The organism is Kitasatospora sp. NPDC059577, assembly GCF_042735475.1.
Taxonomy (GTDB): domain Bacteria; phylum Actinomycetota; class Actinomycetes; order Streptomycetales; family Streptomycetaceae; genus Kitasatospora.
On sequence record NZ_JBHWBZ010000008.1, the window covers coordinates 1 to 24106 of the forward strand.

Consider the following 24106-nt stretch of genomic DNA (forward strand, 5'->3'; position numbering starts at 1 on the left):
GTGACGGTGCCGGTCTTGTCCAGGACGACGGTGTCGACCTTGCGGGTGGTCTCCAGGACCTCGGGGCCCTTGATCAGGATGCCGAGCTGGGCGCCACGGCCGGTGCCGACCAGCAGCGCGGTCGGAGTGGCCAGGCCCAGGGCGCACGGGCAGGCGATGATCAGCACCGCGACCGCGGCCGTGAAGGCCTCGGTGGGGCTGTCGGTGGCCAGCAGCCAGCTGACCAGGGTGGCCAGGGCGATCAGGACGACCACGGGGACGAAGACCGCGGAGATCCGGTCGGCGAGCCGCTGGGCGGCGGCCTTGCCGTTCTGGGCCTCCTCGACCAGCCTGCCCATCCGGGACAGCCGGGTGTCCGCTCCGACCCCGGTCGCCTCGACCACCAGCCGCCCGCCGGCGTTGACGGTGCCGCCGGTGACGCCGGCGCCGACCCCGACCTCGACCGGGACGGACTCCCCGGTCAGCATCGAGGCGTCCACCGCGGAGCCGCCCTCGACCACCACGCCGTCGGTCGCGATCTTCTCGCCCGGCCGGACCACGAAGCGCATGCCGACGGCCAGCCGGTCCACCGGCAGGCGCTCCTCGCGCGCCCCCCGCAGCACCGTGACGTCCTTGGCGCCGAGGTCGAGCAGGGCGCGCAGCGCGGCGCCTGCCCGGCGCTTGGAGCGGGCCTCCAGGTGGCGGCCGAGCAGGATCAGCACGGTGACGGCGGCGGCGGTCTCCAGGTAGAGCGTGGAGGAGGCGTCGGTGTCGGCGACGGAGAGCGAGAAGTCGTGGTGCATGCCGGGCATGCCGGCGTGGCCCCAGAACAGCGCCCAGAACGACCAGCCGAAGGCGGCCAGGGTGCCGAGCGAGACCAGGGTGTCCATGGTGGCGGCGCCGTGCTTGAGGTTGGTCCAGGCGGCGCGGTGGAACGGCAGGCCGCCGTACACCACGACCGGGCCGGTGAGCGCGAAGGCGAGCCACTGCCAGTTGGTGAACTGCAGGGCCGGGACCATCGACAGCATGACCACCGGAAGGCTGAGGAGGGCGCTGGTCAGCAGCCGGTCGAGCTGGGGGTACCCCCGGCCGGAGGCTGGGGGAGGGTCGGCGGCGGGCTGCCCGGGTGCGGCGGCCGGGCCTTCCGGTCCGGGGGCGGCGGGTGCGGGGGGCGGGGGGAGCTCGGCGGTGTAGCCGGTGCGCTCGACCGTGGCGATCAGGTCCGCCACCGTGACCCCGGGGCCGTGGACGACCCGGGCCGTCTCGGTGGCGTAGTTGACGGTCGCCTCGACGCCGTCCATCCGGTTGAGCTTCTTCTCGATCCGGGCCGCGCAGGAAGCGCAGGTCATCCCGCCGATCGACAGCTCGACCCGGTCCCGGGCCTCGACGTCCGGGGCGGAGGTGCTCATTGCGGATCAGCTCCTTGCTGGGGGGGGGGGGGGGGGGGGGGCGGGGGGGCGCCCCCCCCCGCCACCTCGGCGGTTCAGGCGCTACGGCCGACCAGCTCGTAGCCGGCCTCGTCGACGGCGGCGCGGACCTGCTCGTCGTCCAACGGCGCGGCCGAGGAGACCGTCACGGTCCCGGCCTTGGCGTCGGCGGCGACCTCGGTGACCCCGGTCAGGGCGGAGAGCTCCTCGCTGATCGCCTTCTCGCAGTGGCCGCAGCTCATGCCGGAGACGGTGTAGGTGATGGTGCTGGACATCGGGGCCTCCGAGGTCTGGGTGGCCCGGGCGGGTCGGTCCGGGCCCGGACTCTTGTCAACGACTCTGCTGACACCATACCCCTCTGGGGTATCGCGGGGATCGGTGGGGTGCAGCACACCGGCGGGCGGGCCCCGACAGCCGAGCGTAGGCGCCCGGGAACGGTGCGACGCCGGAGGGGTGGGCGGATGAGTGCGCGTCGTGATCGTCCCTTATGTTCGATATGTGTTTCCGATCCGCCGCGCCCAGTCACCCTCGGCTCCCGAAGCAGCCGGACTGCCCCCGGCCCGGCAGCGCCGCGCCCTGCTGGCCGCCGACCTCCAGGACGTGCCGCTCTGGCGGCGCGCCGCCCCGGCGCTGCTCGCCATGCTGCTGGTCGCGCTCGCCGACTTCCTCTCCGGCAAGGACCGCTACCTGGCACCGCTGATGACCGTCGTGCCGACCGTCGCGGCGCTGACCCTCCGGCCCCGCGAACTGCTCGCGGTCTGCGCGCTCGGACTGGTCGCGGTGTTCGGGCTCAGTCACTACGACGAGGTCGACAACATCAACGACGCGCGCTTCCTCTACGGCGCGATGGTCAGCTACCTGGTGGTGACGCTGTTCTCGGCCTGGGTCGCCAGGCTCCGGATGCGGCGCGCAGCGGCCTTCGCGGCCGTCAGCTCCGTCGCCGAGGCCGCCCAGCGGGCACTGCTGCGGCTGCCGGGGCCGGTCGTCGGGCCGCTGCGGCTGGCCGTCCGCTACGTGTCGGCGGCCGACGCCTCACGGATCGGCGGGGACCTGTACTCCGTCCTGGAGACACCGCACGGGACGCGGGTCGCGGTCGGGGACGTCCGGGGCAAGGGGCTGGCCGCGGTGCAGACCGCGGCGGTGGTGCTGGGCGCGTTCCGGGAGGCCGCCTACGACGAGGCCGGGCTGCGGGGCGTCGCGGCGCGGATCGAGGCCAGCGTCGAACGGCACGTACCGGACGGGGAGTTCACCACGGCGCTGTTCGCGGAGTTCCGCACGCCCGGGGTGATGGAGCTGCTGCAGTACGGGCACGTGCCGCCGATCAGGGTCGACGACCAGGGCCGGGCGCACGTCCTCGAATCGCCGGACCCGTGGGTGCCGCTCGGGCTCGGCCGGCTGGCCGCGGGGGAGCCGGCCACCTGGGGGCAGCCGTTCGGACCGGACGACGTGCTGGTGCTCTGCACGGACGGGGTGATCGAGGCGCGGCACCGGACGAGCGGGGAGTTCTACCCGCTGGCGGAGCGGGTCGGGGCGCTGGTCCACGGAGCCGCGCGCTCGGAGGGCGAGCTGGAGGCGGCGGTGGGGCGGGTCTACGGGGACCTGCTGGCGCACACGGGCGGGGACCTGCGGGACGACGCACTGCTGTTGCTGATCGCGCGGACGGACGGCTGACCGGCCTCGGCGGGGGCGGTCGGTGTTCGGGGGGCCGTCGGTGCCTGGCGGGCCGTCGGTGCCCAGGGGGCGGCCCGGGGCCGGGCGGCTCGGCGGTGGGGCCCGCGCTTCCGGCTGACTTCCGGTGCTCCCCGCCGCCGTCCGCCGGCTCCCGCTGTCCCGCGCCCTGGCCGGAGCGCGGGAAGCGGCAGGGGGCCGGCGGTCCGTCGGCGCGGGTCAGCCGGCGGTGGCGTCGGTGGCGTCGGCCGTGGTGTCGGCGAGGCTGCGGAAGATCAGCGCGGTGGAGGTGGCGCCGGGGTCCTGGTGGCCGATGCTGCGTTCGCCGAGGTAGGAGGCGCGGCCCTTGCGGGCCTGGAGGGGGATGGTGTCGCGGGCGCCCTGTTCGGCGGCGTCGGCGGCCGCGGCTGCGGCTCCGGGGAGGGTGGCTCCGGCGGCGGCCGCGGCCCGGAAGGCGGCGACGGCCGGGGTCCAGGCGTCCACGATGGTCTTGTCGCCGGGTTCGGCCCTGCCCAGGAGGCGGACGGCGTCCAGTCCGGCGGAGAGCGCCTCGGCGAGGGCGGCCGGGTCGGCGGGCCCGGGCAGGGCGGCGCCGATGGCGCGGAAGGCCTTGCCGTAGAGCGGGCCGGAGGCGCCGCCGACCTTGGAGATCAGCGTCGTGCCGGTCCTGGTGAGGACGGCGCCGGGGTCGGCGGGCCGGAGGCCGTCGAGGGCGGTGAGGACGGCCGTGAAGCCGCGCCGGAGGTTGCTGCCGTGGTCGCCGTCGCCGATCGCGGAGTCCAGCTCGGTGAGCCGGGACTGCTCCTTCTCGACGGCTGCGGCGATCGCGCCGATCCAGGCCTCGGCCAGCCGGGTGTCGAATGCCGCGGTGTCGGACGGCGTGAGGCCGGACGCTGCGGTGTCGGCCGGCGTGAGGCCGGACGCTGCGGTGTCGGATGGCGCGGGGCCGGACGGCGGGGTGTCGGGGTCCATCGCGAATCCTCCTCAGGCCCGCTTGAGGGCGGGGGTGTCGACCGGGGCGTCCCAGAGGTCCAGCAGTTCGGCGTCGGCCTTGGTGAGGGTGAGCGAGAAGCCCGCCATGTCGAGGCTGGTGACGTAGTTGCCGACCAGGCTGCGGGCCACCGTGATGCCGTGCTCGGCGAGCCGGGCGGCGACCTCGCCGTAGACCACGTACAGCTCCAGCAGCGGGGTGGCGCCCAGGCCGTTGAGCAGGGCGATCACCTCGTCGCCCGCGGTCAGGTGGTGGTCGGTCAGGATGGTCTCGACCACCTCCGCGGCCAGCTCGCGGGCCGGGCGGAGTTTCTCGCGCCGGCGGCCGGGCTCGCCGTGGATGCCGACGCCGACCTCGATCTCGTCCTCGGGCAGGTCGAAGCCCGGCTTGCCGGCGGCCGGGACGGTGGCGGCGGTGAGCGCGATCGCGAAGGAGCGGGAGGCGGCGTTGACCCGCTCGCCGAGGGCGGCCACCTCGTCCAGCGGGGCGCCGCGCTCGGCCAGCGCGCCGGCGGTCTTCTCGACCAGGACGGTCGCACCGGTGCCCCGCCGCCCGGCCGTCCAGGTGGAGTCCTCGACCGCGACGTCGTCGTTGACCAGGACCGTGCGGACCTCCAGGCCCTCCTCGGCGGCGAGTTCGGCGGCGAGCTCGAAGTTCATCACGTCGCCGGTGTAGTTCTTCACGACGAAGACGACGCCGGCGCCGGTCTCCACGGCCTTGGCGGCGGCCAGCATCTGGTCCGGGACGGGCGAGGTGAACACCTCGCCGGGGCAGGCGGCGTCGAGCATGCCGGGGCCGACGAAGCCGCCGTGCAGCGGCTCGTGGCCGGAGCCGCCGCCGGAGATCAGCACGACCTTGGGCCCGGCCGGGCGGGCGGCCCGGGAGATCACCCGGTTGGGGATGTCCACCGTCAGCTCCGGGTGGGCGGCGGCGACTCCGGCCAGCGCGTCCTCCAGGACGCCCTCCGGGGTGTTGATCAGCTTCTTCAACGCTCTTCGCTCCCTTGGTGACCTCGGTGACCTCGGTGGGGACGCTGCGGCCGCGGACGCCGGTGGGGCCCGTCGTGCGGGGCGGGGCCCCGGACCGACGCTACGCCAGACGGGGGCGGCGGGCACGGGGTGCGACACGCGCGATTCCGGTCACTCTCCCGGAGCAGCGGGACCGCGCCGTAGGGTCGTCGGCATGAGCGGAAACGTGGGTATCGTCCTGGTCTCGCACAGCGCCCGGCTCGCGGAGGGGCTGCGCGAACTGCTCGGCGAACTCGCCCCGGACGGCGTGCGGGTGGTGGTGGCCGGCGGGACGGAGGACGGCGGGCTCGGCACCAGCTACGAGCTGATCGCCGGGGCGATCGCGCGGGCGGACGGCGGGGCGGGCGTGGTCGTGCTGCCGGACCTCGGCAGCTCGGTGCTCACCGCCGTCACCGTGCTGGAGGACGAGCCGCGGCCGGGCGTGCGGCTGGCGGACGCGCCGTTCGTGGAGGGCGCGGTGGCCGCCGCCGTCACCGCCTCGACCGGGGCGGGGCTGGCCGAGGTGGTCGCGGCGGCCGAGGACGCGCGGGGATTCCGGAAGCTGTCCTGACCCGGGCGCCGTGCACCTGGTTCGGCGAGACTCACTTGGCGTCGGCGTAGCAGTCCACCACCGCCGTGGTGAGCGGGAACCGGACCGGGGTGTCGCCGAACACCAGCCGGCGGGCCTCGTCGGCGGCCTCCGTGACGGCGGCGGCCACCTCGTCGGCGAGGTTCGCCGGGGTGTGCACGATCACCTCGTCGTGCTGGAAGAACACCAGGTGCGGGCGGTCCGCCGGGCCGGCCGACGGCAGTTCGGCCAGCCGCCGGCGCAGGGCTGCCAGCAGGGCGAGGGCCCAGTCGGCGGCGCTGGCCTGGATGACGAAGTTGCGGGTGAAGCGGCCGCGGGCGCGGGCCGTGCGGCCGCCGGCCTCGCCCGCCGCGTCGGCCTCGGTGAGGTCGAGGAAGTCGGCGGTGGCGGGCGGGCAGACCCGGCCGAGCCGGGAGGCGACCACGCCGCCGTCCTCGCCGGTGCGGGCGGCGGCCTCGACGTAGCCCATCGCGGCCGGGTAGCGGCGGCGCAGGGTGTTCAGCAGCGGGCCGATGTCGCCGCTGGTCTGCCCGTACATGGCGCCGAGGAGGCCGAGCTTCGCCTTCTCCCGGTCGCCGTGGAAGGCGGTCGCGGCGAGCGCCTCGTAGAGGTCCCCGCCGGCCGCGGAGCGGGCCAGCCCGGCGTCCCGGGAGAGCGCGGCGAGCACCCGGGGCTCCAGCTGGGCGGCGTCGGCGACCACCAGCAGCCAGCCCGGGTCGGCGACCACGGCCCGGCGCAGGATGCGCGGGATCTGCAGGGCGCCGCCGCCGCGGCTGGCCCAGCGGCCGGAGACCACGCCGCCGACGACGTACTCGGGCCGGAAACGGCCGCCGCGGGCCCAGGCGTCCTGCCAGGCCCAGCCGTGCGCGACGTGGATCCGGGCGAGCTCCTTGTAGCGGACGAGCAGTTCGGCGGCCGGGTGGTCGACGCCCTTGAGCTCCCAGGAGCGGGTGGAGCCCAGTTGGATCCCGGCGTCGGCGAAGGCGCGCAGCACCTGGGTGTGCGAGTCCGGGTTGAACGGCTTCGCGCCGAGGGCCTGCTGGAGTTCGACGGAGAGGTCGGCGAGCAACCGGGGCTGGGTGCCGGGGACGGCGGGGCGGGGGCCGAGCAGTTCGGTGAGCAGCCGGTCGTGGACGTCGGCGCGCCAGGGCAGGCCGTCCTGCGCGATCTCGGCGGCCACCAGGGCGCCGGCCGACTCGGCGGCGACCAGCAGCCGGAACCGCTGGCGGGCGGCCGGGTCGGCGATCGCGGCGATCCGCCGCTGCTGTTCGGCGTGGACGGCGACCACGGCCTCCAGCGGGTCGGCGCCGGGGGGCAGTTGCAGCCGGTCGGGGGCGAACAGGGTGTCCTGGCCGTCGTCGGCGTCGGCCGGGCCGGGCTCGGGCAGGTCCGCCGGGACGGGCAGGCCGCGCAGCCGGGCCCAGGCGGCGCCGAGCGAGCGCGGGGCGCCGAACCGGCCCTCGTGCGCCAGCAGCAGCGCCTCGACCAGCCGCAGGTCGTGGCAGCGGGCGAGCCGGTCGGGCAGGCGAGCCAGCAGCGGGGCGTACGCGGAGTCGGTGGTGGCCCAGACCCAGCGCGGCGCGGGCGGGGCGCCGCTCCCGGCGGCCTCGCGGGCGGCGACCGCGGCGGCGAGGTCGGGGACGGTTTCGGGCGGGCCGAGCGGGGCGCCCGCGTCGTCCAGCGGCTGGAGCCGGCCGCCGGGGCCGTGCGGGTCGGGCGCGAGGGCCGTCCTGGGTGCCACGGGGGCTGCTCCTCTCCGGCGCGCGGCGGGGCGTGCGGGTACGGGCACGGATGTGCGGGCTTACGGGTGTCCTGCGCTGACGTTAACGCGTGGGTACGACAACGGGTGAGGGCCGCATAGGCAGGGTGGGTGACACCGCGTATGGTCGGCGAAATGACCGAGAACCCGTTTTTCCGGCCCAGCACGCTGGACTACGAGCTGCCCCCCTTCGCGGAGATCCGGGAGGAGCACTACCTGCCCGCCTACGAGCGCGGGACGGCCGAGCAGCTGGCCGAGATCGCGGCGATCACCGCCGACCGGAACCCGCCGACCTTCGAGAACACCCTGGTGGCCCTGGAGCGTTCCGGGGAACTGCTGCACCGGGTGGACGCGGTGTTCCGCAACCAGTCGTCCTCCGACACCACCGACCTGCTGGACGAGGTGGACGCCAAGGTCAGCCCGCTGCTCGCGGCCCACCACGACGCGATCCACCTGGACCGCGCGCTGTTCGCCCGGATCGAGGCGTTGTACGGGACCCGCGACGCGCTCGGCCTGGACCCGGAGTCGCTGCGGCTGCTGGAGCGCCGGTACACGAGCTTCGTGCGCTCCGGCGCCCGGCTGGGCGAGGCCGAGCAGGACCGGCTGCGCGGGCTGAACGCCGAACTCGCCGCCCTGGGCACGACGTTCCAGCAGAACGTGAACGCCGCGACCCGCGCCGCCGCGCTCGTCCTGGACTCCGCCGAGGAACTGGCCGGCCTGTCCGAGGGCGCGATCGCCGGTGCGGCGGAGAACGCCCGGGTGCTCGGTCACGAGGGCAAGTACGTGCTGAGCCTGCAGAACACCTCCACCCAGCCCGAGCTGGCGCAGCTCACCGACCGCTCGGTGCGCGAGCGGCTGCTCGCCGCCTCGCTCGGCCGCGGGAGCGGGGACAACGGGCCGATCGCGATCAGGATGGCCGGGCTGCGGGCCGAGCGGGCGGCGCTGCTGGGGCACGCCAGCCACGCCGCGTACGTGGTGGCGGACGAGACGGCCGGCACGGTCGGGGCGGTCTCCGCCCTGCTGGCCCGCCTGGTCGGGCCGGCCGTGGCCAACGCCCGCCGGGAGGCGGCCGAGCTGGCCGGTGCGGCCGCCGTGGACGGGATCGGGGAGATCGCCGCGCACGACTGGGCGTACTACTCGGAGAAGGTCCGGCAGCGCTCCTTCCAGGTGGACGCGGCGGCGCTGCGCCCGTACTTCGAGCTGGAGCGGGTGCTGCGCGACGGCGTCTTCTTCGCGGCGAACCTGGCGTACGGACTGAGCTTCACCGAGCGGCCGGACCTGACGGCCCACCACCCGGACGCGCGGGTCTTCGAGGTGTTCGAGGAGGACGGCACCCGACTGGGCCTGTTCATCGGCGACTTCCACGCCCGGGCGTCCAAGCGCGGCGGCGCCTGGATGGACTCGCTGGTCGTCCAGTCCGGGCTGACCGGGCAGCGGCCGGTGGTGCTGAACAACCTCAACATCCCGCGCCCGGCGCCCGGCGAGCCGGTGCTGATGTCCTGGGACGAGGTGCGCACGCTGTTCCACGAGTTCGGGCACGCGCTGCACGGCCTGTTCTCGGACGTGCGGTACCCGCTGTTCTCCGGCACCGCGGTGCCGCGGGACTTCGTGGAGTTCCCGTCACAGGTCAACGAGATGTGGATGGTCCGGCCGGAGGTGCTGGCCAACTACGCCCGCCACCACGAGACCGGGGAGCCGCTGGCGACCGAGCTGGTCGAGCGGATGACGGCGGCCGAGGGCTTCGGGCAGGGCTTCCGGACGGTGGAGTACCTGGCGGCCACGCTGCTGGACTGGGCCTGGCACACCGTGCCGCAGGGCGAGGAGATCGCGGACGCCGAGGAGTTCGAGGCACGGGCGCTCGCGGCGGCCGGCGTCGCGGTGGACGCGGTGCCGCCGCGCTACCGCACGACGTACTTCCAGCACGTGTTCGCCAGCGGCTACAGCGCGGCGTACTACGCCTACATCTGGTCGGAGGTGCTGGACGCCGACACCGTGCAGTGGTTCGAGGGCAACGGGCGGCCGGTGCGGGAGAGCGGCGAGCTGTTCCGGCGCGAGCTGCTGGCCCGCGGATTCGCCCGGGACCCGCTGGAGTCCTTCCGCGCGGTGGTCGGCCGGGCGCCGGAGACCGGGCCGCTGCTGGCCCGCCGCGGGCTGCTGTAGCCGCGGGTCACCACCCGGGGCCGCCGCGGCGGGGCGTCAGCGCGCCGTGAGGGTGACCTCCACGGGGGTGCCCGGGCGGGCGTGCGGGAGCCGGATCCGTACGGTTCCCGCACGCCCGGCCGCGGGCTGCTCGACCTCGACGCGGGCACCGGCGGGGGAGACCGCGACGCCCGCGCCGTGCGGGAACGCGTCCGGCGGCAGGACGAGTTCGCTGTCCTGCCCGGTGCCGTCGGAGCTCCAGCGGACGGTGCCGCCGTCGGTGCGGACGCCGCTGCCGGCCACGGCGGCCGGGAACGGGCCGAAGGCGGGCTCGTCGCCGGGGGCGGGCCGCCCGGCCGGGTCGAGCGCGCAGTAGCCGCCGGTGCCCCGGCACCAGTACCACATCGTCCAGCCCTCGGCGAAGCCGTCCATCGCGGCGACCTGCCGGCGGACCAGCTCGCGGTTGCCCGGCGTGCGGGAGTTCGGCGGTCCCCACTCGCCGACCAGGACCGGCAGGCGGTGGGCGGCGGGGTAGGCGGTGATCGCGGCGGAGTACTGCTCGACGAAGCCGTCGGACGGGTCCCAGTCGGCGCCGTTCTCGACCGCGGTGTCGTAGAAGTGCGGCGCGTAGCCGAGCCGGGGCGCGCCTGGGCGCGGGTCGGTGAATCCGGGCAGCTGCGTCGGCACGCCCTGGCCGACCAGGACCGTCGGCTCCACGAACAGCCAGGCGCGGTCGTCGGCCCGGCGCACGGCGGAGATCAGCCGGCGGTACATGTCGGCGAGCCGGCCCCGCTCCAGGGCGGCGGAGGCGGCGGCCAGCACGGCCGGGTCGCTCGGGTCGCCGTCCACCGGGCCGAACGGCTCGTTGAACAGGTCGTAGCCCAACAGCGAGCGGTGGCCGCGCAGTTCGCGGGCCAGCCGGGTGTAGAAGTCGGCCTGCCAGGCGCGCAGGTCGGGGTCGTCGTAGAGGTGGCGGAAGGCGGCCTGGACGGCGGGCTGGAAGTAGCCGGCGAACCAGTCGTCCGGGTCGGGGGTGAAGGGCAGGCCGTCGTCCCGGGTGGCCCAGACCGGGATGCCGTTGGTGCCGCCGCCGAACTTCGGCCCGTAGACGTCCTGGTGGAAGTCGACCAGGACGAGCAGGCCGAGGCGGTCGGCCCGGTCGAGGAGTTGCCGCAGGCGGTTCAGCTCGGCAGCTTCGAGGCGGCCGCGCCGGGGTTCCAGCCTGGTCCAGGAGACCGGCAGCCGAACGAGCGTGTAGCCCCGGGCGGCGACGGCGTCGAGGTCGGCAGGGGTGGCCTCGGCGTACTTGTCGAGGTTGAAGCCGCGCAGCCCGAGCCGGCGGCCCCGGGCGTCGGTGAGGGCGGTGCGGCCGTCCGGGGCGGCGGCCGTGCCGGTGGGGAAGCGGTCCCGGTGGCCGCCGGGGGCCTGGGCCGGGGCGCCCTGGGCCGGGGCGGCGGTGAGGACGGCGGTGGTGGCGAGCAGCAGGGCAACGGCGGTGCGGCGCAGGCGCATCGGGACCTCGCACGGCGGGGGGACGGGGGCCCGATGATGCCCGGCCTGTCGTGTGCCGCACAAGGGTCGTGCGCACAGGGGTCGTGCGCAGAAGGGGAGTTCGGCCGGTGGGCGGTCAGTCCGCGGCGGGCTCGACCGGCGCGGTCGGGAGGACGGCGGTCGGCAGGTCCGCGGCGGCGGCCAGGCGCCCCCAGAGCAGGTCGGCCAGGGCCTGCACCATCCGGGTCCGCGAGCAGGGCCTGGTCTCCAGCCACCAGTCCCCGGCGGCCAGCACCATGCCGGTGATGCCGCGGCCCCAGGCTTCGGCGAGCAGGTCGCGGTCGGCGCCGAGGTCGACCTGGTTCTGCACGGCCCGGGTGATCTCCTCGGCGATCTGCCGCAGGGCGGGGGCGAGCGCGTTGCCGGCGCCGCTCGGGTCGCCCGGCTCGGGGTGGGTGAGCAGCCGGTAGACCTGCGGGCGGGCCTCGATCCCGGCGAGGTAGGTGTCCAGCACGTGCTCGACCCGGTCGCGGCGCTCCAGCGGTTCGGCGAGGGCGGCCCGGACGGCGGCGAGCAGGCCGCCGGTGTGGCGCTCGGTGAGTGCTCCGATCAGGCCGTTCCGGTCGCCGAAGTGCCGGTAGAGGATCGGCTTGGTGATGCCGGCCTCGGCGGCGATGGCGTTCATGCTGGCGCCGGGCCCCTCGCGTTGGATGACCCGGTCGGCGGCGTTGAGCAGTTGCTCGCGGCGGGGCTCTCGGGACATGCGCTGCTCCTCGGAGTCGGGGGACTGACCCGGTGTCGGTACCCGGCACGGGCGTTGACACCGGTTACCAATCAGTAGCAGACTCCGACGATGTTACCCGAGGTAACACCCCGGTCGGCCGCACACGTCTTCGGAGGCAAGCACCCATGAGCAGCACGTTCTCGCTGGACCCGGGCGCGGACCAGCTCGCCGTACGCGACTGGCTGCACGGCTTCGCCGCCGACGTGATGCGCCCGGCCGCGGCCGAGTGGGACGAGCGCGAGGAAACCCCCTGGCCGATCATCCAGGAGGCCGCCAAACTGGGCATCTACTCGCTCGACTTCTACGCCCAGCAGTACTTCGACCCCTCCGGCGTCGGCATCCCGATCGCCATGGAGGAGCTGTTCTGGGGCGACGCCGGTATCGGGCTGTCCATCGTCGGCACCACGCTGGCCGCCGTCGCGGTGCTCGCCAACGGCACCGACGAACAGATCGGCACCTGGACCCCGCAGATGTTCGGCACCCCCGACGACCTCAAGGTGGCCGCGTTCTGCTCCTCCGAGCCGGACGCCGGCTCCGACGTCTCCGCGCTGCGCACCCGGGCCGTGTACGACCAGGCCAAGGACGAGTGGGTGCTCAACGGCACCAAGACCTGGGCCACCAACGGCGGGATCGCCGCCGTCCACGTGGTGGTCGCCACCGTCGACCCGGAGCTCGGCGCCAAGGGACAGGCCTCCTTCGTCGTCCCGCCCGGCACGCCCGGACTGAGCCAGGGCCAGAAGTTCAAGAAGCACGGCATCCGGGCCTCGCACACCGCCGAGGTGGTGCTGGACGGCGTCCGGGTGCCCGGCAGCTGCCTGCTCGGCGGCAAGGAGAAGCTGGACGAGCGGCTGGCCCGGGCCCGCGAGGGCGTCAAGCGCCCGGGCGGCAAGGGCAATGCGGCGATGGCCACCTTCGAGGCCTCCCGCCCCGCCGTCGGCGCGCAGGCGATCGGCATCGCCCGGGCCGCGTACGAGGTGGCGCTGGACTACGCGAAGACGCGCGAGCAGTTCGGCCGTCCGATCATCGACAACCAGGGCGTGGCCTTCCAGCTCGCCGACATGAAGACCCGGATCGACGCGGCCCGGCTGCTGGTGTGGCGGGCGTCCTGGATGGCGGTCACCAACCAGCCGTTCACCGCGGCCGAGGGCTCGATGTCCAAGCTGTACGCGGGCGAGACGGCCAAGTACGTCACCGCGCAGGCGATGCAGATCCTCGGCGGCAACGGCTTCACCCGGGAGTACCCGGTGGAGCGGATGCACCGGGACAGCGCGATCTACTCGATCTTCGAGGGGACCAGCGAGATCCAGCGGCTGGTGATCGCCCGGGCGATCTCGGGGGTGCCGATCCGCTGAGCGGCGCACCGGCCGTTCCGTGCCGAACCCTCGGGGGCCAGGGGCGGAACGGCCTTCGGCCGGACAGGACCTAGCGGGCGGCCCAGAAGGCGAGTCCGGCGGTGAGCGCGCCCACCACCGCGCCGACGACCGTCTGGGCGACGGTGTGGTCCCGCAGCACCACCCGGGACCACCCGACGAGCGGGACCAGCGGGGAGAGCAGCAGCCAGAGCGGGCCGAGCGCGACGGCCAGGCAGACCACCGCGCCGGCGGTCACCGCGGTGTGCACCGAGACCTTCCACCAGGCGGTGATCACCAGGATCGGGATCAGTGAGGCGAACATCGCCAGCACCAGGGCGGTCAGGTCGGCCGGGGCGTCCAGCCGGATCATCACCGCGAAGCTGAGCAGCACCGAACCCATGATGAGCGGAAGGACGGTCAGCCGGCTCTGCCGGTGGCCGACGTGACGGTCCTCCACCGTGCCCTTGCGGACGCCGCGCCGGATGAACACGGTGGGGATGACGGCCGCGAACAGGGCCGCGAAGGCCGCCCAGCCGATGCCCGGCCAGCCGTAGCGCAGGCCGCCCAGCAGCGGGAGCAGGGCGATGATCACGTTCTTCGGCTCGACGCCGTCGGTGATGCGGCGGGCCCAGATCGTCCGGGGGCCGGGGGTGGTCGGGGCCTCGGTCGTCATCGGGGTGTCGCTCCGGAGTCGGGAGAAGTGGTCGGGCGGGGGCCGGGCGGAGGGCCGGGCGGAGCGGTCGGGTGGCGGTTCGACGCCGGCCGGACGATCGTACGGGAGCCGCCCCGTCTCCGGGCCGGCGGTCCCGGGTCCCCGGCCGGCAGGAGGGCCGCTGCCGGGAGCGGCTGCTCAGAAGAGCGCCGGGCGGCCCTCCAGGAAGGCGGCGAGGCCCTCGTGGACGTCCGGGGCTTCGCGGGAACGGCGCTCCCAGGGGGCCAGTGCCTCGGCTGCCCGCTCGGGCGGGACGGCCAGGGCGGCCTTCACGGCGCCGATGGTCTGCGGCGAACGCTGGGTCAGCACGCGGGCGAAGTCCAGCGCGGCGGCGTCCAGTTCGGCGTCCGGCAGGACGCGCTCGGCGAGGCCCAGCGGCAGGGCGTCCCGGCCCGCCACCAACTCGCCGGAGAACAGCAGGTACTTGGCGCGGGCGGGGCCGACCAGCCGGGCCAGCCGCAGGGTCGGCACCGCCGGGTAGACCACGCCGAGCTTGGCCGGGGTGATGCCCAGCCGGGCGTCCTCGGCGACGAACCGCAGGTCGCAGGCGACGGCCAGCTGGCAGCCGCCGCCCACGCAGGCACCGTGCACCACCGCGATCGTCGGGTGCGGGAACGCCGCCAGCGCCTCCTCGGCGGCGACGTTGACCGCGTGGTAGGCGTCCGCGCGCTTCGGGTCGCCGTACACCTCGGCGAGTTCGCCGATGTCCGCGCCCGCGCTGAAGGTGTTGCCGGCGCCGGTCAGCAGCAGGGCGCGCACGTCCGTGCGGGCCGCGAGCTGCTCCAGCGCCTCGGGCAGCGCCGCCCAGATCGCCAGCGTCACCGCGTTGCGGCGGTGCGGGCGGGCGAACTCCAGCACCGCGACGCCGTCCTCGCCGACGTACGCGTGGAGGCCCTCCGCCCGGGCGGGCAGGGCGGAGCGGTCCCGTGTGAGCAGCGGCTGGTCCATGCGCACCTCCGGTCGGTCGTGGTGCGCCCACTCTCTCAGGCGGTGCCGGCGCCGTAGTCCCCGAGGCCCCGTTCGACCATGGCGAAGGCGCGGTGGGCCGCGTCGAGCGCGGCGGGCAGGGCGTCCTCGGCGCGCTCGCCGGCCAGCATCCGGCGCTGGTTGTCGGCGGTCAGGGTCAGCTGGGCCGCCAGCAGTTGGGCGGCGGCGACCTTGGCGGTGAACTCGTCGTGGTCCGGGTCCTGCGCGAGCAGTTCGGCGGCCAGCAGGGTCTGGGACTTCCGGTCGAAGCCGGCGGTGGCGCGCACGAGCAGGGTCGGGGTCTGGTGGATCACCCGGACCACGTCGAGGACGACCCGGTCGTCGGACAGGCCGGTCGAGGGGTCGAACACCGCCAGCGCGGCGAGGTAGTGCGCGCGCAGCGCCTCCACCGCGGAGCTGCCCGGGGCGCGTTCGCGCACCACCCGGGCCGGCTCGTCGATGTGCTGCTCCATCGGGCCCATGACCAGGTCTTCCTTGGTGGGGAAGTAGTTGAAGACGGTCATCTTGGACACGTCGGCGGCGGCCGCGATCTCGGCCACCGACACCTGGTCGAAGCCCCGTTCGGCGAACAGCGTGACGGCGGTGCGCCAGAGCCGGATGCCGGTCTGGATCTTCTTGCGCTCGCGCAGGGGGAGCGCGTCGAGGTCGAAGCCGTGATCGAGGCCGCGTTCGAAGCCGGAGGGGGATGCCATGGGGTGACTGTACCAGGATCAAGGATTGACCAGGATTATCAATATGCCTGGATGAAATGTGTCCCGAGCCCAAGGATTGACCTGGTCCAAAAATACTGTCAGGGTGGTGCCGTTCCGCCGGGCCGACCCGGTCCGGACCGAACTCCACCGACCCTGGGGGGACCTGACGATGGCACCGACCACCCTGATGACACCGGCCCGGCGCGGGCTGGGCATGCTGATCTGCCTGGTCACGATCGTGCTGGCGGTGCTCGACATGAACATCGTGTCGGCGGCCAGCGTGCCGATCGTCCGCGAGCTCGACCCCGTCCACGGTGTCGACCGACTGCCCTGGCTGGTCAGCGCCTTCGCCCTGGCCGCCACCGCGCTGCTCCCGCTGTACGGCAAGCTCTGCGACCTGTACGGCGCCAAGCGCGTGCTGCTCGGCGCGGTCGGCGCCTTCCTGCTCGGCTCCGCGCTCTGCGGGGCCGCGCAGAGCATGGAGCAGCTGATCGCCTTCCGGGCCGTCCAGGGCATCGGCGGCGGCGGACTGATGAGCGTCACCATGGTGGTGATGGCCCACCTCAGGGACCCGGATCAGGAGGGCGGGGGCAAGGGCGGGGCGGCGGGCGGCATCGTCGCCGGCCTCGGCATGGCCGTCGGCCCGCTGATCGGGGCGCTGCTCACCGACCACCTCAGCTGGCGCTGGATCTTCTACGTCAACCTGCCGCTCGGCCTGCTGGTCCTGGTCGGCGCCGCCCTGGTGCTCAAGCTGCCGGCGGCGGCCGGCCGGGGCAGCCTGGACTTCCTCGGCGCGGCCCTCGCCGCGGCCTTCACCACCGGGCTGCTGCTGATCACCGAGTGGGGCGGCAAGGACCACGCCTGGACCTCCCCGGTGATCCTCGGGCTCGGCGCCGCGACCCTGGCCGCCTTCGTGCTCTTCCTGTGGCGTCAGGCCACCGCCGCGGAACCGGTGCTGCCGCTGTCGCTGTTCCGGATCCGTGCGGTGCGGCTGGGCTTCGCGATCCAGGGCCTGGTCGGGGTGGCCATGACCGGGTCGATCGTCTACGTGATGATCTACCTGCAGATCGCCCGCGGCGTCGAGCCGACCACGGCGAGCCTCTACCTGATCCCGATGGCGGCCGGGATGACCGCGGTCGGCCTGCTGGTCGGCAGGCTGACCGCCCGCGGCCACGTGCCGCGGACCTTCCTGGTGGCCGGGGCCGGCCTCGCGGCGCTCGCCCTGGCCCTGCTCGGCCTCACCGGGCCGACCACCCCGCTGTGGGTGGTGCTGGCCGAACTCGCCCTGCTGGGCTGCGGGCTGGGCCAGCTGATCGGCCAGCTGGTCATGCTGGTGCAGGGGGCCGCACCCGCCCACCAGCTCGGCGTCGCGACCACCGGGGTGCGCTTCTTCCAGACCCTCGGCAGCGCACTCGGCGCGACGCTGTTCGGCACCGTGCTGACCCGGGTCTACCAGGCGGGCGAGCCCGGAGGGACGGTCGGTGCGCTCCGCACGCTCACCGGCGCCGCCCGTGAGCACGCTCTGGTCGGTTTCACCGACGCGGTGGACGTGGTGTTCCTTTCGGCCGGCGGGCTGCTGGCGGTGGCCCTGCTGCTGGCGCTGCGGCTGCGGTCGGCCGGGAGTGCGGGCGGCGCGTCGGAGACCGAGCGCTCCGAAGGGGAGCGGCCGGTGCTCGCGGCCTGAAGGGCCTGAAGGGCCTGAACGGCCGGGGAGCGGGGAGCGCGGCGGCCCGAGCGGTCGTCAGGGCTCGGAGCGACGAGCGGCCCGGTGGACTGGGGGGAGTCCACCGGGCCGTCGCCGTGCGCCAGGTCCGGGCCCGGGCGGCGCCGGGGGCTCAGGCCCGGGCAGACCACTCGTGGGCCAGGATCGCCCAGATCTCCTTGTCGAGGCGGACGCCGTTGTGGAGGTACCACTCGCGCAGCACGCCGTCCCGCTTCATGCCGACCCGCTCGGCGACGGCGCGGCTGCGGGCGTTGACCGAGGTGCACCACCACTCGGCGCGGTGCAGGCCGCGGGTGACGAAGGCGTAGTCGAGCAGCTTCCGGACGGCGGCGGTGATGAGCCCGCCGCCCTCGCCGGCCGGCTCGGTCCAGGCGCCGATCTCGCAGACGCCGGACGTGGTGTCGAATCCGACGAACATCACGCCGCCGACCAGGGTGCCGTCCCGCCAGATGCCGAAGATCCGCTTCTGGTCGGCGGCCTGGCCGTCGGCGTAGCGCTGCAGGGTGGCGCGGGCCGATTCCGGGTCGGTGGAGAAGGTGGCCCACGGGATCCACGGGTCGGTGTGGGCGCGGGCCCGGTCGATGTGGGCCAGGAACTCCGGGGCCTGCCACGGTTCCAGCGGGCGCAGTTCGGCGGTGTCGGTGAGCGGTACGGCAAACACGGGCGGGCCTTTCACGGGTGGTGCGCGGCTGGTCGGAATCATTCATAACAAACGTTTGGTATGTACGATAGCCCCCATGACACCGGCCCGTGGAGACCATGACGCCCGCCGCTCGGACGTGTCCGAGGGGGTGTGGCGGGTGCTTTCCGCCCGGGGCTTCGAGGGACTGACCCTGCGCGCGGTGGCCGCCGAGCTGGGTGCCTCCACCGGACTGTTGACGCACTACTTCCCGAACAAGCGGGCACTGCTGCGGCACGCCCTGGAGGAGCTGGACCGGCGCTCGGGCGAACGGCCCCGGCGCACCGCGCCCGCCGACGGCAGCCCGCCGCCGCCCGCCGGACTGCCCCGGCTGCGGGCGGCGCTGCTGGACGTGCTGCCGCTGGACGAGGACGCCGCGGCGGGCAACCGGATCTGGGTCGGCTCCTGGGACCACGCCCTGGCCGATCCGGAGCTGACGGACGCCCACGGGGGCCGGTACGCCCGCTCGCGGGTGGCGCTCACGGAGCTCGTCGCGGACGCCCAGCGGCTCGGCGAGCTCCCGGCGGGGGCCGATCCGGCCGAAGTCGCCGCCGGGGCGCAGGCCTTCGTGCTCGGGCTGGTGGTGCAGGCGCTGTTCGCCCCGGGGGAGTTCCCGCCGGCGCGGCAGATCGCGCTGCTGGACGCCCACCTGGCGGGGCTGGCGGGCTGACCGGCCGTCGGCGGGCCGGCGGAATGCTCCCGGGTGGGGGATTCGCCCGGGATTTCCGCCGTTCGCGGAGCCTGGCGGGATTGTCCGGGCCGGACGATTGCCACCGGGGCGATTCCCGGAGCGGCGCGGCAATGGCCGCCGGGAGTTTTCGCAGCGGGCATGACACGGATTGTCACGGGTTATGCGCGGTGGGTGCCGGACATTACCGGGCGGACCCGGCCGGCTACGCATGGTCGCGAATGGCGTGGCGGCCTGCGGGAATTGCAGGGTGGTGCCCCCAGCAGGATTCGAACCTGCGACCTACCGCTTAGAAGGCGGGTGCTCTATCCGCTGAGCTATGGGGGCGGGACGGGCGACACCCTCGGTGGGCGTGACCGTGGCCGGGACCGGGCGGCTAGCGCCTGGGCGCGCGCTGTCCGCCCCGTGCCCGAGGGGTGGGGGTGGGGGTCGGTGGGCCCTCGCCCTGTCGGGGACAGGATAAGGGTGTCCAGTTCCTCGGCCGGGTGTGACGACACCGTCGCTGGTGTGTCGGTTTGGTGGAGCGGTCCGATAATCGCAGGTGAACGCCGTGAGTGCAGCGGTCTGGGAGTCTTCGGCGCCGGACGTTGTGCACTCGTTACGGGGCTGCCTCCTCACCCGTTATGGATTCGACACGGAGAATGTGCCGCCGGCGGCGAGGGTGGGGGGCGGTAATCGCGGCCGCACCGGTCGGATGACGTGCGCGGACGGTCGCCGGCGGGCGTTCCGGCGCGCGTCGGCCCCCGGCGTCGATCAGCGGGTTTGTTGTCATGGCCGCGAAGAGACGGGGGCGAAGCGCCCCCCGGAGGCTGAAATTCACCCCTGCGAGTGACAGCTGTTCCACAGGGCCGAGTTATCCACAGGATTTAGGAAGTCACTGGCCCGAATTTCTCCCGAAGTGCATGCTCCGGATGCACCGGTCGATTCCGTACGGTGCATCGGCGAGAACGGAGAGTGCGCTGTGAACGAGATGCATGTGACGGTGCTCGGCAATGTCGCGACGGAGGTGAGCTATGCGGAAACCTCCGGCGGGGTGCCGACGGCCACCTTCCGGATCGGCTGCACCGAGCGGCGGTACGACCGGCAGCGCCGGTGCTGGGTGGACGGCGGGACGCAGTGGGTGACGGTGACGGCCTGGCGGGCGCTGGCGGTGAACCTGATCGGCTCGCTGGCCAAGGGTGATCCGGTGCTGGTGAGCGGTCGGCTGCGGGTGCGGGAGTGGGTGGACGGGGAGGCGCGGCGCAGCCGGGCGGAGATCGACGCCCGATCGGTCGGACACGACCTCACCCGTGGTACCTCGGCGTTCCGTTGGGCGGCCGGGGTGCGCGGGGAGCCGGCGGTCGGTGCGAGGTCGGCCGGGGCGGAGGCCGGGGCGGAGCCCGGAGCCGAGGTGGTGCCGGAGTGGATCGTGAGCGCACTGGAGGCGCGCAGGGCGGCCGCGGCGGCGCCGGCGGTGGCGGCGGAGGCCGCTCCGGGGTCCGGCCCGCGGGCGTTGCCGCCGGGCCTGCGGTCGGTGACGGGTGGGCAGGAGGAGGTGTCCGAGGGGGATCGGGAAGGTGTCGGGCCGGATGCGCCGAACTGACGGGTCGGTGACCTTCCCTGTCGACAAATATGTTGATCGAGAAGGTTGTTGTGCCCGCACGCGCAATCCCGGCGGATAACGGAAAGTGGCCGGAGATTTTCTGGTCGACCGTCAGCTTGTGTGGAATCTGGGGGGATTGATAACGATCCAGATACGGAATCGTCCTGATTTCGCATGGGGGTTTCGGGACCTCTGGGGGTCAATAGGATTCGTCTGGTTCATACCCGCAGCAGTGCCACAGGGGGCACGCGCGGCACGGCAAGTCGGCGGGCTGCCCTTCGGAGCGGCCCGGCCCGGAGGGATCCCAGATGTTCAAGAGGCAGGGGCGGAGTCTGTCCCGGATAACCACTGTCATGCTCACGACCAGCGTGGCGTTGGGCGGAGGCCTGTTCGTCGCCGGTGCGGCAGTCGCGGCGGACACCCCGGGTTCGGGCGTGACCGCAGTGGTGCAGCCCACGATGCTCGGCGAGAAGATCGACGTCGACGGTGAGGGCACGGTCGACGGCGGCCTGTTCACCCTCAAGACCGCCGACGGCGAGCTGCAGACCTACTGCATCGACTTCGGCTTCCCGGTCGACATCCGGAAGAAGATTCAGTACCAGGAGTCCGACTGGGCCTCCAGCTCCCTCGGCGACAAGAACAAGGTCGAGGCCGCCGCCAAGATCCGTTGGATCCTGGAGAACTCGTACCCGCAGGTCAAGGACCTCACGGCGCTCGCCAAGGCCGCCGGTGCGGGCAGCCTGACCCCCGAGGACGCCGCCGCGGGCACCCAGGCCGCGATCTGGAAGTACTCGGACAACAAGAACGCCACCCCGCGCAGCCCCGAGGCCAAGAAGCTCCGGGACTACCTGACCGGCGCCGCCAACAAGGGCATCGCCGCCGAGCCCAAGCCCTCGCTGAGCCTCAGCCCGGACTCGGTCTCCGGCAAGTCCGGCGCCAAGCTCGGCCCGTTCACCCTCAACTCCAGCGCCTCCGAGGTGAAGCTGGCCGTCAGCGGCGACGCCGCCGACAAGGTCAAGCTGCTGGACAAGGACAACAAGCCGGTCGGCGGCTCGGTCGCCGGTCCGATCGCCAAGGACACCCAGCTGTTCCTGGACGTGCCGGCCGGCACCCCGGACGGCTCGGTCACGGTGAACGCCACCGCCTCCACCGTGGTCCCCAGCGGTCGTGTCTTCCTCAGCAAGGGCTACACCCGTGAGGACCACAGCCAGACCATGATCCTGGCCGGCTCCACCAAGCTGAACGTCGCGGACGCGGCCAAGGCCACCTGGAAGCAGGGCAAGGGCGCGCTGATCGACAGCACCGCCAAGGTCGAGTGCGCCAACAACGGCGTGCGCGTCTCCGTCACCAACGGTGGTGACGAGGCCGGTACCGTCACGGTCGGCAAGCAGCAGGTGACCGTCCAGCCCGGCAAGACCGAGAGCGTGCTCGTCCCGGTCGCCGAGAAGACCGGTTACAAGATCACCGTCACCGGCCCGAACGGCTACAGCCGCGACTTCGAGGGCGTCCTGGACTGCAAGACCGGCACGGGCACCCCGACCGGCACGCCGACCGGCACCCCGTCGGGCACCCCGGCCCCGACCGGCACCCCCTCGGGCACCCCGAGCACCGGCGCCGGCCACCCGTCCCCGGCTCCGACCAGCACCGCCCCGGGCACCGGTGGCCTGGCCCAGACCGGTGCCAATGACTCGACCCCGATCCTCGCCGCCGTCGCCGGTGGCCTGGTCGTGGCCGGTGGCGCCGCAGTCTTCGTCCTGCGCCGCCGCGGCCGCCACGGTCGCACCACCGCCTGACCCGGCTCCGCGGGCCCCGGGGGCGCTGACCCCCTGAAGCCCTGACGCAGAGCCCGGCCCGGCCCCCCGCAATCGCGGGGGGGGGCCGGGCTTCTGCGTTTCACGGGGCCGGGTTTCCGCGCTCCGCGGGGTCGGGTTTCCGGGCTCCACCGGGCCGGGCTTCCGCGTTCCACGGGCTCCGACCTCCGTGATCGTCCGGGACCGGGCCCGGGCGTTCGCGGGGGAGGCGGCCGGCGCGGGCCCCGGCACGCGCCGGCGGGGCCGGGGATACCCCGGAGGGGCACCACGGCGGTTCGGGACCCGCGGCCGGGTGCGGCACAATGGAACGCTGAAACCCGAATTACTCCCGACGACGCCGGAGCGATCTCACGTGGCGGAATACATCTACACGATGCGCAAGGTGCGCAAGGCTCACGGAGACAAGGTCATCCTTGACGACGTGACGCTCAGCTTCCTCCCCGGAGCGAAGATCGGCGTCGTGGGCCCCAACGGCGCCGGTAAGTCCACCGTGCTGAAGATGATGGCCGGCCTGGAGCAGCCCTCCAACGGCGACGCCTTCCTCTCGCCCGGCTTCACCGTCGGCATGCTGCTCCAGGAGCCGCCGCTCGACGAGTCCAAGACCGTTCTGGAGAACGTCGAGGACGGCGTCAAGGAGATCAAGGGGAAGCTCAACCGCTTCAACGAGATCGCCGAGCTGATGGCGACCGACTACTCGGACGCGCTGCTGGACGAGATGGGCAAGCTCCAGGAGGACCTGGACCACGCCGAGGCCTGGGACCTGGACGCCCAGCTGGAGCAGGCCATGGACGCCCTGGGCTGCCCGCCCGGCGACTGGCCGGTCACCAAGCTCTCCGGTGGCGAGAAGCGCCGCGTCGCGCTCTGCAAGCTGCTGCTGGAGGCCCCCGACCTGCTGCTGCTCGACGAGCCCACCAACCACCTGGACGCCGAGTCGGTGAACTGGCTGGAGCAGCACCTGGAGAAGTACAAGGGCACCGTCGTCGCCGTCACCCACGACCGGTACTTCCTGGACAACGTCGCCGAGTGGATCCTGGAGCTCGACCGCGGCCGCGCCTACCCGTACGAGGGCAACTACTCGACCTACCTGGAGACCAAGCAGTCGCGTCTCAAGGTCGAGGGGCAGAAGGACGCGAAGCGCGCCAAGCGCCTCAAGGAAGAGCTGGAGTGGGTCCGCTCCAACGCCAAGGGCCGCCAGGCGAAGTCCAAGGCGCGTCTGGCCCGCTACGAGGAGATGGCGGCCGAGGCCGACAAGATGCGGAAGCTGGACTTCGAGGAGATCCAGATCCCGCCGGGCCCGCGTCTGGGCAGCGTCGTCATCGAGGTCGAGAACCTCAACAAGGCCTTCGGCGAGAAGGTCCTGATCGACGACCTCAGCTTCACCCTGCCGCGCAACGGCATCGTCGGCATCATCGGCCCGAACGGCGCCGGCAAGACCACCCTGTTCAAGATGCTCCAGGACATGGAGACCCCGGACAGCGGCACGGTCAAGGTCGGCGAGACGGTCAAGATCAGCTACGTCGACCAGTCCCGCTCCAACATCGACCCGAAGAAGACCCTCTGGGAGGTCGTCTCCGACGGTCTGGACTGGATCAACGTCGGCCAGGTCGAGATGCCGTCCCGCGCCTACGTGTCGGCCTTCGGCTTCAAGGGCCCGGACCAGCAGAAGCCGGCCGGTGTGCTCTCCGGCGGTGAGCGCAACCGCCTGAACCTGGCGCTCACCCTCAAGCAGGGCGGCAACCTGCTGCTCCTCGACGAGCCCACCAACGACCTCGACGTCGAGACGCTCTCCTCGCTGGAGAACGCCCTGCTGGAGTTCCCCGGCTGCGCCGTGGTCATCTCCCACGACCGTTGGTTCCTGGACCGGGTGGCCACCCACATCCTCGCCTACGAGGGCGAGAGCAAGTGGTTCTGGTTCGAGGGCAACTTCGAGTCCTACGAGAAGAACAAGATCGAGCGGCTCGGCGCCGACGCCGCCCGTCCGCACCGGGCCACGTACAAGAAGCTGACCCGAGGCTGACACCCAGCTGTCACGACGGCCCGGCAGAC

At 73.8% G+C, this 24106-nt stretch carries 20 protein-coding genes and 1 tRNA gene; 9 read left to right on the top strand and 12 right to left on the bottom strand.

Annotation, left to right across the window (positions count from 1 at the left end):
* On the bottom strand, positions 1 to 1388 hold a 1388-nt coding region (locus ACFV0O_RS09775), incomplete at its 3' end, for a heavy metal translocating P-type ATPase (RefSeq protein WP_380338768.1).
* A gap of 74 nt (positions 1389 to 1462) precedes the next feature.
* A complete protein-coding gene (locus ACFV0O_RS09780; protein ID WP_360262357.1) occupies positions 1463 to 1681 on the bottom strand; it encodes a cation transporter in 219 nt (72 codons plus the stop codon).
* A gap of 223 nt (positions 1682 to 1904) precedes the next feature.
* On the opposite strand from ACFV0O_RS09780, the gene ACFV0O_RS09785 reads away from it, so the two are divergent.
* A complete protein-coding gene (locus ACFV0O_RS09785; protein ID WP_380338771.1) occupies positions 1905 to 3077 on the top strand; it encodes a PP2C family protein-serine/threonine phosphatase in 1173 nt (390 codons plus the stop codon).
* Between the two features lie 216 nt (positions 3078 to 3293).
* On the opposite strand, the gene dhaL is transcribed toward ACFV0O_RS09785, so the two are convergent.
* Complete coding sequence (dhaL, locus tag ACFV0O_RS09790; protein ID WP_380338773.1) at positions 3294 to 4046, bottom strand: dihydroxyacetone kinase subunit DhaL; 753 nt, start codon at positions 4044 to 4046, stop codon at positions 3294 to 3296.
* 12 nt (positions 4047 to 4058) lie between these two features.
* The gene (gene dhaK / locus ACFV0O_RS09795; RefSeq protein WP_380338776.1) at positions 4059 to 5054 is read right to left on the bottom strand and encodes a dihydroxyacetone kinase subunit DhaK; all 996 of its coding nucleotides are present in this window, start codon (positions 5052 to 5054) and stop codon (positions 4059 to 4061) included.
* Positions 5055 to 5247: 193 nt separating this feature from the next.
* Between dhaK and dhaM the strand changes: the two genes are divergently transcribed.
* On the top strand, positions 5248 to 5643 hold the full coding sequence (gene dhaM / locus ACFV0O_RS09800; RefSeq protein ID WP_380338779.1) for a dihydroxyacetone kinase phosphoryl donor subunit DhaM: 396 nt from the start codon (positions 5248 to 5250) through the stop codon (positions 5641 to 5643).
* A 31-nt stretch (positions 5644 to 5674) separates the two neighbouring features.
* Here dhaM and ACFV0O_RS09805 read toward each other — a convergent pair whose 3' ends face one another.
* Positions 5675 to 7402, bottom strand: coding sequence for a bifunctional 3'-5' exonuclease/DNA polymerase (locus ACFV0O_RS09805; RefSeq protein ID WP_380338782.1), 1728 nt, complete (start codon positions 7400 to 7402; stop codon positions 5675 to 5677).
* A 153-nt stretch (positions 7403 to 7555) separates the two neighbouring features.
* On the opposite strand from ACFV0O_RS09805, the gene ACFV0O_RS09810 reads away from it, so the two are divergent.
* A complete protein-coding gene (locus tag ACFV0O_RS09810; protein ID WP_380338784.1) occupies positions 7556 to 9580 on the top strand; it encodes a M3 family metallopeptidase in 2025 nt (674 codons plus the stop codon).
* A gap of 36 nt (positions 9581 to 9616) precedes the next feature.
* Here the strand turns inward: ACFV0O_RS09810 and ACFV0O_RS09815 are convergent, their stop codons facing one another.
* Positions 9617 to 11071 carry a cellulase family glycosylhydrolase gene (locus ACFV0O_RS09815; RefSeq protein WP_380338787.1) on the bottom strand — a complete coding sequence of 485 codons (1455 nt, stop codon included), beginning with the start codon at positions 11069 to 11071 and terminating at the stop codon, positions 9617 to 9619.
* A 115-nt stretch (positions 11072 to 11186) separates the two neighbouring features.
* Positions 11187 to 11813: a TetR family transcriptional regulator gene (locus ACFV0O_RS09820; RefSeq protein ID WP_380338790.1), complete on the bottom strand. Its 627-nt coding sequence runs from the start codon at positions 11811 to 11813 to the stop codon at positions 11187 to 11189.
* Between the two features lie 146 nt (positions 11814 to 11959).
* Here ACFV0O_RS09820 and ACFV0O_RS09825 point away from each other — a divergent pair, with 146 nt between their 5' ends.
* Positions 11960 to 13186, top strand: coding sequence for an acyl-CoA dehydrogenase family protein (locus ACFV0O_RS09825; RefSeq protein ID WP_380338792.1), 1227 nt, complete (start codon positions 11960 to 11962; stop codon positions 13184 to 13186).
* Between the two features lie 70 nt (positions 13187 to 13256).
* Here the strand turns inward: ACFV0O_RS09825 and ACFV0O_RS09830 are convergent, their stop codons facing one another.
* The 3 genes from ACFV0O_RS09830 to ACFV0O_RS09840 form a co-directional block, all read right to left on the bottom strand.
* Positions 13257 to 13859, bottom strand: coding sequence for a hypothetical protein (locus ACFV0O_RS09830; RefSeq protein WP_380338793.1), 603 nt, complete (start codon positions 13857 to 13859; stop codon positions 13257 to 13259).
* Between the two features lie 177 nt (positions 13860 to 14036).
* Positions 14037 to 14846, bottom strand: a complete 810-nt coding sequence (locus tag ACFV0O_RS09835) for an enoyl-CoA hydratase/isomerase family protein (RefSeq protein ID WP_380338794.1) — start codon at positions 14844 to 14846, stop codon at positions 14037 to 14039.
* A 35-nt stretch (positions 14847 to 14881) separates the two neighbouring features.
* Entirely contained in the window at positions 14882 to 15577 is a 696-nt protein-coding gene (locus ACFV0O_RS09840; RefSeq protein ID WP_380338796.1) for a TetR/AcrR family transcriptional regulator, read from the bottom strand.
* A 169-nt stretch (positions 15578 to 15746) separates the two neighbouring features.
* Between ACFV0O_RS09840 and ACFV0O_RS09845 the strand changes: the two genes are divergently transcribed.
* Positions 15747 to 17261 (top strand): MFS transporter, encoded by a 1515-nt coding sequence (locus ACFV0O_RS09845; protein WP_380338798.1) that lies wholly within the window; start codon positions 15747 to 15749, stop codon positions 17259 to 17261.
* A 151-nt stretch (positions 17262 to 17412) separates the two neighbouring features.
* Here ACFV0O_RS09845 and ACFV0O_RS09850 read toward each other — a convergent pair whose 3' ends face one another.
* A complete protein-coding gene (locus ACFV0O_RS09850) occupies positions 17413 to 17961 on the bottom strand; it encodes a GNAT family protein (RefSeq protein WP_360262378.1) in 549 nt (182 codons plus the stop codon).
* 76 nt (positions 17962 to 18037) lie between these two features.
* Here ACFV0O_RS09850 and ACFV0O_RS09855 point away from each other — a divergent pair, with 76 nt between their 5' ends.
* Entirely contained in the window at positions 18038 to 18649 is a 612-nt protein-coding gene (locus tag ACFV0O_RS09855; protein WP_380338800.1) for a TetR/AcrR family transcriptional regulator, read from the top strand.
* Between the two features lie 269 nt (positions 18650 to 18918).
* On the opposite strand, the gene ACFV0O_RS09860 is transcribed toward ACFV0O_RS09855, so the two are convergent.
* Positions 18919 to 18994 (bottom strand) — tRNA-Arg (locus tag ACFV0O_RS09860).
* A 643-nt stretch (positions 18995 to 19637) separates the two neighbouring features.
* Between ACFV0O_RS09860 and ACFV0O_RS09865 the strand changes: the two genes are divergently transcribed.
* The 3 genes from ACFV0O_RS09865 to ettA all read left to right on the top strand — a co-directional run bounded on the left by ACFV0O_RS09865 (position 19638) and on the right by ettA (position 24077).
* The gene (locus ACFV0O_RS09865) at positions 19638 to 20249 is read left to right on the top strand and encodes a single-stranded DNA-binding protein (protein ID WP_380339125.1); all 612 of its coding nucleotides are present in this window, start codon (positions 19638 to 19640) and stop codon (positions 20247 to 20249) included.
* A 353-nt stretch (positions 20250 to 20602) separates the two neighbouring features.
* Positions 20603 to 22042: a Cys-Gln thioester bond-forming surface protein gene (locus ACFV0O_RS09870; protein WP_380338801.1), complete on the top strand. Its 1440-nt coding sequence runs from the start codon at positions 20603 to 20605 to the stop codon at positions 22040 to 22042.
* A gap of 370 nt (positions 22043 to 22412) precedes the next feature.
* Positions 22413 to 24077: an energy-dependent translational throttle protein EttA gene (ettA, locus tag ACFV0O_RS09875; RefSeq protein ID WP_360262381.1), complete on the top strand. Its 1665-nt coding sequence runs from the start codon at positions 22413 to 22415 to the stop codon at positions 24075 to 24077.
* Positions 24078 to 24106: the final 29 nt, after the last annotated feature.